Genomic DNA, 11414 nt, shown 5'->3' on the forward strand with positions numbered 1-11414 from the left:
AAAGCGGCCGGCCTCGAACAGTTCAACGATCTCCTGCAGGGGCAATCCGAGATCGAGCCCGACATCGACATCGACGATCGCGATCTGGCGATGATCATCTATACCTCGGGCACCACCTCGCGCCCGAAAGGCGCGATGCATTGCCACCTCGCGGTGGTGATGGCGGTCATGAGCAACGCCATCGAAATGCACCTCGACCGCCATGACGGCGTGACCGGACAGTTCCCGCTGTTCCACTGCGCCGGCCACGTGCTGCTGTTGAGCTACCTCGCGGTCGGCGGAAAAATGGCGCTGATGCGCGGCTTCGATCCCGTGATCTGCATGGAGGCCATCGTGCGCGACAAGCTCACGGTCTTCGTCGGGTTATCGCTGATGTATCAGGCCATCCTCGATCACCCGCGCCGCCGGGAATATGACCTGTCAGGCCTGAAGACCTGCATCTACACCATGGCGCCGATGGGCCGTCCGCTGCTGGAGCGCGCGATATCGGACCTGTGCCCGAACTTCGTGCTGACCAGCGGCCAGACCGAGATGTATCCGGCCACCACGATGGCGCAGCCCGACCGCCAGCTCCTGCGCTTCGGCAATTACTGGGGCGAGTCGCTGATCGTGAACGAGACCGCGATCATGGACGACGACGGCCATCTGTTGCCGCGCGGCCAGGCCGGCGAACTGGTGCATCGCGGGCCCAATGTCATGATGGGTTATTACAAGGATCCGAAGGCGACCGAAGAGGCGCGGAAATTCGGCTGGCATCATACCGGCGATCTGGCGCTGATCGACGAACATGGCGAAGTGCTGTTCCTCGACCGCAAGAAGGACATGATCAAGTCCGGGGGCGAGAACGTCGCCTCCGTCAAGATCGAGGAAGCGCTGCTCGCCCATCCCGCCGTCCAGAATGCGGCCGTGGTCGGCCTGCCGCATCCGCAATGGGGGGAGGCGGTGTCGGCCTTCGTCAAGTTGAAACCGGGCACCCAAGCCGATGAAGCCGGCATCATCGAGCATTGCCGCCAACATCTCGGCGGCTTCCAGGTGCCGAAATTCATCCGGATCCTCGATGAAATGCCGATGACCGCGACCGGCAAACTGCGCAAGGTCGAATTGCGGCAGACCTTCGCCGAACATTTTGTAAAGAGCGCGTAGTGGCTGGTGTCCATGGCGATCATTGAAAACACCGTCGCGCCCTCCAGCGCCGCTTTCAAGGCCAACCGCGAGGGCATGCTGGCGCTGATATCGCGCATGCGCAAGCTCGAGGAGCGCACCCGCGCGGCTTCGGCCGCCGCCAAGGAGCGCTTTCACAAGCGCGGGCAGTTGCTGCCGCGCGAGCGCGTGGCGCTGGTGCTCGATCCCGGGGCGCCCTTCATCGAGCTGTCGACACTCGCGGGCTACCTGTTCGACGTGCCGGACGCTGACAAGAGCGTTCCCGGCGGCGGGGTGATCGCCGGAATCGGATTCGTCGCCGGCATCCGCTGCATGGTCAGCGCCAATGACGCCGCCATCGATGCCGGCGCGCTGCAGCCTTACGGCCTGGACAAGACGCTGCGGGTGCAGGAACTGGCGCTCGAAAACAAGCTGCCTTATGTGCAACTGGTCGAAAGCGCCGGCGCCAATCTGCTGCGCTACCGCGTCGAGGATTTTGTGCGCGGCGGCAATATCTTTCGCAACCTGGCGCTGATGTCGGCGGCCGGCCTGCCGGTGATCACGGTGACGCATGGCTCGTCGACCGCCGGTGGCGCCTACCAGACCGGGCTGTCGGACTATATCGTCATGGTGCGCGGCCGTACCCGCGCGTTTCTTGCCGGGCCGCCACTGCTCAAGGCAGCGACGGGCGAAATCGCCACCGAAGAGGAACTCGGCGGCGCCGAGATGCACACCTCGATTTCCGGTCTCGGCGACTACCTCGCCGAGGACGACCGCGACGGCTTGCGCATCGCCCGCGACATCATGGCCAATCTCAGCTGGGACCGGCCGAAGCCAGCCGAGATATCTCACCATCCGCCGCGCTATGATGCCGACGAACTGCTGGGCATCGTGCCGATGGACCACAAGCGCCCCGTCGACATGCGGCAGCTGATCGCGCGCATCACAGATGATTCCGACTTCACCGAATTCGGCGGCAATTACGGTCCGGCCACCGTCTGCGGCCACGCCCGCATCGCGGGCGAGGCGATCGGCATCATCACCAACAACGGCCCGCTCGATCCCGCCGGCGCCAACAAGGCGACGCATTTCATCCAGGCCTGCTGCCAGTCGCGCACGCCGCTGCTCTATCTCAACAACACCACCGGCTACATGGTAGGCAAGGCCTACGAAGAGGCCGGCATGATCAAGCACGGCTCCAAGATGATCCAGGCCGTGACCTCGGCCAGCGTGCCGCAGATCACGATCTATTGCGGCGCTTCGTTCGGCGCCGGCAATTACGGCATGTGCGGGCGCGGCTTTCACCCGCGCTTTTGTTTCTCGTGGCCCAATGCCAAGACTGCGGTCATGGGCGGCGAGCAGGCTGCCGAAACCATGGCGATCGTGACCGAAGCCGCCGCGATCCGGCGCGGCAGGCCGGTCGAGCAGGCCAAACTCGATGCCATGAAGGCGGAGATCATCGGCGTGTTCGACGGCCAGATGGATGTGTTCTCGACCAGCGCGCGCCTGCTCGACGACGGTGTGATCGACCCGCGCGATACCCGCGGCATTGTGGCGGAGGTATTGGCGATCTGCCGTGAGGCCGAGGCGCGCAACCCAGAGCGTATGCAGTTTTCGGTGGCGCGGCCATGAGCGTTCAATCGATGACGCGCAGGCCATTCCACAAAATCCTGATCGCCAATCGCGGCGAGATCGCGCTGCGCATCATGCGCACCGCGCGCCGGCTCGGCTACGGCGTGGTCGCGGTCTATTCCGACGCCGACGCTGCCGCGCTGCACGTGCGTGAAGCCGGCGAAGCCGTGCGCATCGGCGAGGCGCTGCCGGTGCAGTCCTATCTGCGGATCGAGGCGATCATTGCGGCGGCCAAAGCCAGTGGCGCCGACGCGGTTCATCCCGGCTATGGCTTTCTTGCCGAGAACGAGGATTTTGCGAGAAGCTGCGGCGATGCCGGTCTGGTGTTCATCGGGCCGTCGCCTGAGGCCATCAAGGCCATGGGCAACAAGGCCGGCGCCAAACGGATCATGCAGGCCGCCGGCGTGCCCTGTGTGCCCGGCTATCAGGGCGCGGACCAGGCTGACACCGTGTTGCTTGCGGAAGCGATCGGCATCGGCTTTCCCGTGATGATAAAAGCCGTCGCCGGCGGCGGCGGCCGCGGCATGCGGCTGGTCACGGACGCGGCGGCATTTCCCGATGCGCTGCGCGGCGCGCGCTCCGAGGCGGAGGGCGCATTCGGCGACGGCACCGTGATCCTGGAACGCGCGATTTCCGATCCCCGCCATATCGAGATTCAAGTGTTCGGCGACGCTTTCGGCCATGCCATTCATCTCGGCGAGCGCGATTGTTCGGTGCAGCGGCGGCACCAGAAGCTGATCGAGGAAGCACCATCGCCGGCGGTGTCGGGGGAATTGCGGGCGCGGATGGGCGCCATCGCGGTCACCGCGATCAAAGCCTTGCGCTATGAGGGCGCCGGCACGCTGGAATTTTTGCTCGACGCCGCCGGCGAATTCTATTTCATGGAAATGAATACGCGGCTGCAGGTCGAACATCCCGTCACCGAGGCGATCACCGGGCTCGATCTCGTCGAGCTGCAATTGCGTGTCGCCGGCGGGGAGCCGCTCGGCCTTGAACAGGACGACATCAAATTCTCCGGGCACGCGATCGAGGTGCGGCTGTGCTCGGAAGATGCCGGCCACGATTTCATGCCGCAATCCGGCCGGATGGCGCTGTGGCAAATGCCCGGCGAAATCCGTGTCGAGCACGCGCTGCAATCCGGCTGCGAGATCCCGCCGTTCTATGATTCGATGATCGCCAAGCTGATCAGCTTTGGCGTGACCCGCGAGGAAGCGCGGCGCAAGCTCATTCTTGGGCTCGAACATACCCTGGCGTTCGGCGTCACCACCAATCAGGCCTTTCTCGCCGCCTGCCTGCGCCATCCTGCCTTCACGTCCGGCCACGCAACGACTTCGTTCATCGGCCTCTATCGCGACGATCTGCTGGCGCCGCGCGGGGAACTGGCTTCGGATGCGGCGCTTGCGGCGTTAGTGCTGTTCGTCACCGACCCCCATGCGCCGCGGTGGCGAGGCGGGCGGTCGCTGGCCGCCACCTTCCCGCTTCCAGCTCGCATCGAAATTGCTCAAGGCATCCACGATCTCGATATCGCGCGCGAGCGCGATGGCCGCTATCTCGTCAATCGCGACGGCAGCGCGCACCGGTTCGAGATCGAAGAGCTCGGCGGCGATAGCATCCGATTCCGCAGCAACGGTCTGATCCATTCGGCAAGATTTTTCCGCGACGGCGAGCTGCTTTATCTGCTGCACCGGGGCATCGCACTTGCGGTCCGCGACCTCAGCCGCGCCGCCCCGGCAACGGCGTCGGCCTCCGGCAGCGACGGCAGGGTTCGCGCGGCGATGAACGGCCGGGTGGTGGCTGTTCTGGTCAAACCAGGCGAACGCGTCGCGGCCGGCCAGCCGGTGATGACGCTCGAAGCCATGAAGATGGAACATGTGCACATCGCGCCGGTCGCGGGCACGATTTCCTTGATCGACGTCGCCGAAGGCGAGCAGGTGACGACCGGAAAAATCGTCGTCGAGATCGAACTCGAGGCGCTCTGATGCTAGAACTTCTCGACCCAGGGCCGCACTTCCAGTTCCCAGCTCCAGGCGCTGCGCGGCTGCTGCAGTACGTTCCAGTAACTGAAGGCGATGGCGTCGGGATCGAGCATCGAATCCGGCCGGTCGGCCGGCTCAACGCGCGCGGCGCTGCGGATGCCGCCGTCAATGACAAAATGCGCGACGTGAATGCCCTGCGGCGACAATTCGCGTGCCATGCTCTGGGCCAGACCGCGCAGCGCGAACTTGCCCATCGCGAACGGCGCCGACTGCGCATAGCCCTTGACGCTCGCCGACGCCCCGGTGAACAGGATCGCGCCATGCCGGTTGGGCAGCATCCGCTTCACCGCCTGCTGCGCCACCAGAAAGCCGCCAAAGGCGCTGACCGCAATGGCCTGCGCGACCTCGGCGGGCACCAGGTCGAGGAAGGCGCCGCGCGCCCGCGCGCTGGCGTTGTAGACCACGACATCGGGCGCGCCGATCTCGCGCTCGACCACGCCGAACAGGCGCTCGACGTCATCGGGCTCGGTGGCATTGCAGGCAAAGGCGCGGGCGCCGGACTCGCTGCAGAGCGCGCCCAGTTTTTCGATCGCGCGTGCCGCCAGCGCGACGCGGATACCTTGCCTGGCGAACAGGCGCGCCAGCGAGGCGCTGAGACCCTCGCCGGCGCCGACGATCAGGGCGATCTTGTATTTTGCAGGTTCCATGGATGTAATCCTTAATCTTCCGGGAGGACATTCCCCTGATGGTTTTTGACGGCTTGGCTGTAGAATGTTCTATATCATCTAAAGCACGGGACGGAACGAACAAGGGTTGCAAAATGCACCGACTGAACAAGCACGACGATGTGACCATTGCGGGCGCTCCGCCGGGATTGCTGGCGCCGGATACGACCGGGATGAATTTCTACCGCGCCGATCCGGCGCTGACGGATCTGTTGCGCATTCACCTGCCCGATCGGCTGTTCCGCCATATCGAGCCGCATCTCGACCGGCTGGGCGCGCTCGCCGGTGGTCATCTCGACGAATGCGCCAGGCTTGCCGACCGCCATGTGCCGGTGCTGCACCAGCGCGACCGTTTCGGGCGCGACGTGCAGTGGATCGAATATCATCCGGCCTATCGCGAGCTGGAGCGCGCAGCCTTCGGGGAATTCGGCATTCACGCGATGTCGGTGCGCAAGGGCATTCTGGGCTGGCCCGATAAATATCCTGTGGTCGCAAAACATGCCTTCACCTTCCTGTTCAACCAGGCGGAGTTCGGGTTGGGCTGCCCGATCAACGTCACCGATGGTTGCGCCAAGCTCTTGGCGAATTTCGGCAGCGAGGCGCTGAAGACCAGATATCTGGATGGGCTGACCCAGACCGACATGGACAGGCTGACCCAGGGCGGCCAGTTCATGACCGAGAAGGAGGGCGGCTCGGACGTCGGCAAACTCACCACGTCAGCGGTGCAGGAAGGCGATCACTGGCGTCTTTCGGGCGAGAAGTGGTTCTGCTCCAATGCGGACGCGCAAGTCGTGATGCTGCTGGCGCGGCCGCAGGGTGCGCCAGGCGGCACACGGGGGGTCGGTCTGTTCCTGATGCCGAGATGGCTCGACGACGGCTCGCTTAATCACTACAGGATCGTTCGGCTGAAGGACAAGCTCGGCACCCGCTCGATGGCCTCGGGCGAAATCAAGCTGGAAGGCGCGATTGCCTATGCGGTTGGAAAGCTCGATCGCGGCTTCGTGCAGATGGCCGAGATGGTCAATTCCTCGCGGCTCTCCAATGGCGTCAAATCCACCGCGCTGATGCGCCGTGCGTATCACGACGCGATGACGGTGGCGCAAAACCGCGTGGTCTTTGGAAGCCGCATCATCGATCTGCCGCTGGCGCGGCGGCAATTGATGAAGATCGGACTTGCCACCGAGCAGGCGCTGTCGATGAGTTTTGTCACCGCCGATGCGCTCGACCGCGCCGAGGCCGGCAGCCAGGATGCGGCGGCGCTGTTGCGCATTCTGACGCCGACCTTGAAATTCCGCGCCACCCGCGACGCCCGCAAGGTCTGCGGCGACGCTTTGGAAATGCGTGGCGGCATCGGTTACATCGAGGAATTTGCAACCAGCAGGCTGTTGCGCGATGCCCATCTCGGTTCGATCTGGGAGGGCACCGGCAATATCGTAGCCCTAGATGCGCTGCGCCGGGCGGTCGGCCGTCATGGCGCCGAGGCGGCACTGGCGGCCGATCTGCATGCCCGGCTCGATGACAGCCCCGGCGTGCCGCAAGCCTGGCGCGGCCATCTGCGCGATCTCACCGACCGCGCCATCGGTTTCGCCCGCGAGGTCGCCGCCCGCACCGACAACGAAGCCGATGCGCGCCGCGCCACCAGCCTGCTCTATCACGTCGCGAGCGCCGTGGTGCTGGCATGGGAAGGCGGGCGCATCCACCAGATGCGCGGCGATGCGCGCCGGCTGTTGCTGTCGCGCCTGGTGATCGATCACCGAATCATGGCCAGCGATCCGTTCCGGCTCGCGGAAAATGCAACGCAGCGCGTCATCACGGACCATCTGCTCGGCGAGCGCGCCGTCGGCATGGCCGAGGTTGGCGAATTGCTGTCGGCGGCGTAGGCTCGTGCGCGCAAAAACTCGGTTTCAAGAACAACAGGAATAAAGGGAGCATTCGATGAAGGCCGCCGTCCTGCATGAAGTCAACAAGCCGCTGGTGATCGAGGACGTCAGCCTGCAAAAGCCCGGACCGCGCGAGGTTCTGATCCGAACCTCGGTCGCCGGGCTCTGTCATTCCGATCTGCATTTCATGGAAGGGCTCTATCCGCATCCGCTGCCGGCGGTGCTCGGTCACGAGTCCGCTGGTGTCGTCGAGCAGGTCGGCTCCGACGTCACTTACGTCAAAGCCGGCGATCATGTCGTGACCTGCCTGTCGGTTTTCTGCGGCACCTGCGACAACTGCACCACCGGGCGGCCGGTGCTGTGCACCGACACCACGGTGAAGATGCTGCCCGGCGTCTCCAGCCGCCTGTCATGGGCGCGTTCGGAGAAGATCCATCAATTTCTTAACCTCTCGTCCTTTGCCGAGCAGATGCTGGTGCACGAAAATGCCATCGTCAAAATCCGCAAGGACATGCCGATGGAGCTCGCCGCGCTGATCGGCTGCGGCGTCGTCACCGGCTACGGCGCCGTGGTCAACACCGCCAAGGTCGCGCCCGGCGAGAGCGTGGTGGTGATCGGCTGCGGCGGCGTCGGCATGGCGGCGATCAACGGTGCAGAGATCGCCGGCGCCGGCCGCATCATCGCGGTCGATACCAATCCCGCCAAACTTCAATTGGCGACCAAACTGGGCGCCACCGACATCGTCGATCCGGCCAACGGCGATGTGGTGAAGCAGGTGCGCGATCTCACCAATGGCGGGGTGCATCATTCCTTCGAGGTGCTGGGCCGCAAGGAGACCGCCGAGCAGGCCTTCGCGATGCTGGCGCCCGGCGGCACCGCGACCATCGTCGGCATGATTCCGTTCGGCCAGAAGATCGAGCTGCACGGTTTTGACTTCTTGCGCGAGCGCAAGATCCAGGGCTCGTCGATGGGCTCGAACCATTTCCGCGTCGACATGCCGCGGCTGGTCGAATTCTACATGCGCGGCAGACTGCATCTGGAGGACTGGATTTCGGCCAAGCTGAAGCTGTCGGAAATCAACGAAGGCTTTGCCGCGATGAAGGCCGGCAAGACCGTGCGCAGCGTCATCATGTTTGATGCATGACGTTATGACCTTGCCAGCTAGTCATCGAAATCTGGCGGCGGGACAAAACCGCCGAATTCGCGCTCGATCAATTCGGCCAGTTTCAATGGCGTGCGGTCTTCCAGCCAGGGGCCGACGATCTGCACGCCGATTGGCAGGCCTTCCGGCGACAGGCCGATCGGGATCGCGGTGGCAGGCAGACCGGGCAGCGTCGCAATGCCGGGCCACGCCAGCTGATCGGGATAGACATGGTCCTGGCCATCGATGTTGATCCGGCGCTTTTCCTGGTCCGCCGAATGATCGTGCGGATAGGCCGGCGTCGGCATCACAGGGCAGATCACTGCGTCGAAGCTCTTGAACAGCTCGCGCCATTGCGCCCGCAGGCGCGCCCGCCCGCCATCGGCCGTCACCCAGTCGCGGTGGCTGAGCGCAATGCCGCGCAGACGCTCGGCCGCCAGACTGAGGTCGTCGTCGGCGAGCGCTGCCGCGGCGGCCTTGGCGCCCGCGTAGCTCTCCGGCGCGAACGTCGCGCCGAGGAACGACAGCAGCATGCGCATATAAAGCCGCGTCGAGGCCGCGAAGTCGGGCAGCAAGGGACTGTGGCGCTCGATCTTCACACCGGTCTTGCCGAGATCGACGGCCAGTTTCTCGATCGCGGCGCGGACGCTCTTTGCCGTTGGCAGCAGCGGATCGCTGTCGATCAGCAGCACGCGGAAACCGTGCAGTTCGCCATGGCGCGGCGGCGGCAGCGCAAGCTTGTAGGCCGTGCCGGCCTCGAGCGGGTCCGGCCCTGCGATCACGTCGAGCAGCAGTGCAAGGTCGGCGGCACAGCGCGCCATCGGCCCGATCACGGCCAAATCGCGATCGAGCGGCAGCGGCGGCAGCGGCGGCGGCGTGTGGCCGCGCGGCGGCACCAGCGCAAAGGTCGGTTTGTGGGCGTAGACGCCGCAATGAAAGGCGGGCACCCGCAGCGAGCCGCCGATATCGGAGCCGAGCGACAGCGGCCCGTAACCGGCCGCCAGCGCCGCGGCCGATCCGCCGGAGGAGCCGCCGGGCGTGCGGCCGAGATCGTAGGGATTGTTGGTGGTGCCGTAGATATCGTTGTAGCTCTGCCAGTCGCCGAGCCCGAGCGGCACATTGGTCTTGCCGAGGATGACGCCACCGGCGTTCTTGACGCGGGAAATCGACAGCGCATCTTCGGACGGGACAAAATCCTTTTGCGCGGGAAAGCCCCAGGTCGTCGGCAGCCCGGCGACGTTGTAGGATTCCTTCACCGTGAGGGGAAGGCCGAGCAGCAGCCCGGTCTCGCCGCGCGCGCGCGCGGCGTCGGCGGCACGGGCGGCTTCCAGGCCGCGTTCGAAATCGCGCACGCAGATCGCGTTGATCTTGCTGTCGTGACGCTCGATGCGCGCTACGGCGTCCTGCGCCAGCTCCACGGCGGAGACGTGCTTCGCTGCAAGGGCCGCTGACAACTCGACGGCAGTCTTGAAGCTCCATTGCGAATTGGCCAAGGGGGGCTCCCGGTTCGATTTTTCGATCTTGCCGGATAATGCTCAATTCCGGCGACGGCCGCCAGACCGTTATTGCTGTCGCGGTGCCGCCTGTCCCGGCAGCATGCGTTGCATGATGCGGTCGCGATAGACGAAGACGTGGGCCAAAGCCGACGCGACGTGGATGGCGACCAGCGCCAGCAAGGTCCATTCCATCGCCTGATGCCAGCCGTCGATCGCCTTTAGGGCCGCGGCGTTTTCGGATGCCAGCATTGGCAGCGGTGCCAGATAGAAGAACGATAACGACCAGCCGCGATAGGACGCGAACAGCCAGCCGGTCAGAGTGGTCGCCAATACAACCAGATAAAGCGCCCAATGCACGGCTTCCGAGCTCAGCCGCTGCCATCCGGGAAGCGAACTCTCCGGTGCGACCGGGTGGGTCAGCCGCCAGGCCATTCTGACAACGATGAGCAGGAGAATTACCAGGCCGAACGAGACATGAAAGGTCATCGGCGCGCCAGGCTTCATGGCCTTGTGGATGTCGGGCATCAGCCAGCCGATCGGGTATTGCACCAGTAAAAGCGCTACCACCAGCCAGTGAAAGGCTTTTGCGGTGGTACCGTAGTGCAAGCGAGCGGTCATCAGGGGCTTTCCGAGCTTAGCGGGGTGCATTCGACGGGGTGGCATCACCCAGCGGCGCGCCGGACAAGGCCCAACGCGCGAAGCCTTGTGTCGTTTCCTTTAGGGCTGAACTGGTCGCAGCGAGGAGTGTGACATCGGATTGATAGGTCCGGCGGCGGCGGCACCTTCGCTGGCCGAGGGATTGCCTCCGGGGACCGGAAAGGCGTATCCCCAAATGGTCTTGAGGACCCAGCGATCGGACCCGGGGGTCAGTCCGTAGCCAGCACCGAAATCCACGTCGAAGACGCCAAGCTTGAAATCCGTAACGGCGAACAGCGTGTGCTGCTGATCGGCAAACCTGGCGAAGTCTCCGATCCTGCCAAAGTCGGCATAATACTCAAGCCCCACGAACAGGTCATGGCCGAGATTCCGCGCCAGGCGAGCCGCCGGAGCGAAATCGGCCTCGCCATATTTTCCGAAGGCGATATCCACGATCGGGTTGACGATGAATTCGTAGTCCGCGTTGCGGACGCCGATGATGGGCCGTATCTCCAGTCCAAATCGCGACTGCGAGAATTTCGGTGTGGTGTTGCTGAACTCGAAATTGATCCCATAAAAAAAGTCGCGCTGATCGGCGTGGGGCGAGACAAACAGGGTCCGAAGCTTGAAGGAGTCCGACAGGAACTGCTGGTCCTGAATCGCGAAGGGCAAATAGAGCCCGAGTTCCCACCAGTCGGTCACCCCATAAGCAAATTCCGGTGTGCCGTTGATGCTGCCATTGGAAATCAGGCCGCCGGGAAACGGCGGCCCCTTGATCCCGAGGGGGA

The 11414-nt window shown here is 64.5% G+C and carries 9 protein-coding genes; 5 read left to right on the forward strand and 4 right to left on the reverse strand.

Annotation, left to right across the window (positions count from 1 at the left end; translation table 11 throughout):
- From ABSG20_RS19055 to ABSG20_RS19065, 3 genes are all read left to right on the forward strand, one after another.
- Positions 1-1143, forward strand: a 1143-nt coding sequence (locus ABSG20_RS19055; protein ID WP_423866064.1) for a class I adenylate-forming enzyme family protein, incomplete at its 5' end; no start/stop codon positions are given.
- Positions 1144-1155: 12 nt separating this feature from the next.
- Positions 1156-2772 carry an acyl-CoA carboxylase subunit beta gene (locus tag ABSG20_RS19060; RefSeq protein ID WP_423866065.1) on the forward strand — a complete coding sequence of 539 codons (1617 nt, stop codon included), beginning with the start codon at positions 1156-1158 and terminating at the stop codon, positions 2770-2772.
- Between the two features lie 11 nt (positions 2773-2783).
- The gene (locus ABSG20_RS19065) at positions 2784-4751 is read left to right on the forward strand and encodes an acetyl/propionyl/methylcrotonyl-CoA carboxylase subunit alpha (protein ID WP_423866072.1); all 1968 of its coding nucleotides are present in this window, start codon (positions 2784-2786) and stop codon (positions 4749-4751) included.
- A 2-nt stretch (positions 4752-4753) separates the two neighbouring features.
- On the opposite strand, the gene ABSG20_RS19070 is transcribed toward ABSG20_RS19065, so the two are convergent.
- On the reverse strand, positions 4754-5455 hold the full coding sequence (locus tag ABSG20_RS19070; protein WP_423866066.1) for an SDR family NAD(P)-dependent oxidoreductase: 702 nt from the start codon (positions 5453-5455) through the stop codon (positions 4754-4756).
- A 113-nt stretch (positions 5456-5568) separates the two neighbouring features.
- Between ABSG20_RS19070 and ABSG20_RS19075 the strand changes: the two genes are divergently transcribed.
- Together ABSG20_RS19075 and ABSG20_RS19080 are read left to right on the forward strand one after the other, a co-directional pair.
- The gene (locus ABSG20_RS19075; protein ID WP_423866067.1) at positions 5569-7353 is read left to right on the forward strand and encodes an acyl-CoA dehydrogenase family protein; all 1785 of its coding nucleotides are present in this window, start codon (positions 5569-5571) and stop codon (positions 7351-7353) included.
- A gap of 55 nt (positions 7354-7408) precedes the next feature.
- Entirely contained in the window at positions 7409-8497 is a 1089-nt protein-coding gene (locus ABSG20_RS19080) for a Zn-dependent alcohol dehydrogenase (RefSeq protein WP_423866068.1), read from the forward strand.
- A 17-nt stretch (positions 8498-8514) separates the two neighbouring features.
- Here ABSG20_RS19080 and ABSG20_RS19085 read toward each other — a convergent pair whose 3' ends face one another.
- The 3 genes from ABSG20_RS19085 to ABSG20_RS19095 all read right to left on the reverse strand — a co-directional run.
- Entirely contained in the window at positions 8515-9987 is a 1473-nt protein-coding gene (locus ABSG20_RS19085; RefSeq protein WP_423866069.1) for an amidase, read from the reverse strand.
- Positions 9988-10056: 69 nt separating this feature from the next.
- Positions 10057-10608, reverse strand: a complete 552-nt coding sequence (locus ABSG20_RS19090) for a cytochrome b (protein WP_423866070.1) — start codon at positions 10606-10608, stop codon at positions 10057-10059.
- Between the two features lie 99 nt (positions 10609-10707).
- Positions 10708-11414, reverse strand: a 707-nt coding sequence (locus ABSG20_RS19095; RefSeq protein WP_423866071.1) for a hypothetical protein, incomplete at its 5' end; no start/stop codon positions are given.

The organism is Bradyrhizobium sp. (assembly GCF_049512235.1).
Lineage (GTDB): Bacteria > Pseudomonadota > Alphaproteobacteria > Rhizobiales > Xanthobacteraceae > Bradyrhizobium.

What these genes read in the sequence shown, in the direction of transcription:
- ABSG20_RS19080 (WP_423866068.1), top strand. Translation starts at nt 7,409, where the DNA reads ATGAAGGCCGCCGTCCTGCATGAAGTCAACAAGCCGCTGGTGATCGAG.
- ABSG20_RS19090 (WP_423866070.1), bottom strand. Translation starts at nt 10,608, where the DNA reads ATGACCGCTCGCTTGCACTACGGTACCACCGCAAAAGCCTTTCACTGG.
- ABSG20_RS19065 (WP_423866072.1), top strand. Translation starts at nt 2,784, where the DNA reads ATGACGCGCAGGCCATTCCACAAAATCCTGATCGCCAATCGCGGCGAG.
- ABSG20_RS19075 (WP_423866067.1), top strand. Translation starts at nt 5,569, where the DNA reads ATGCACCGACTGAACAAGCACGACGATGTGACCATTGCGGGCGCTCCG.
- ABSG20_RS19060 (WP_423866065.1), top strand. Translation starts at nt 1,156, where the DNA reads ATGGCGATCATTGAAAACACCGTCGCGCCCTCCAGCGCCGCTTTCAAG.
- ABSG20_RS19070 (WP_423866066.1), bottom strand. Translation starts at nt 5,455, where the DNA reads ATGGAACCTGCAAAATACAAGATCGCCCTGATCGTCGGCGCCGGCGAG.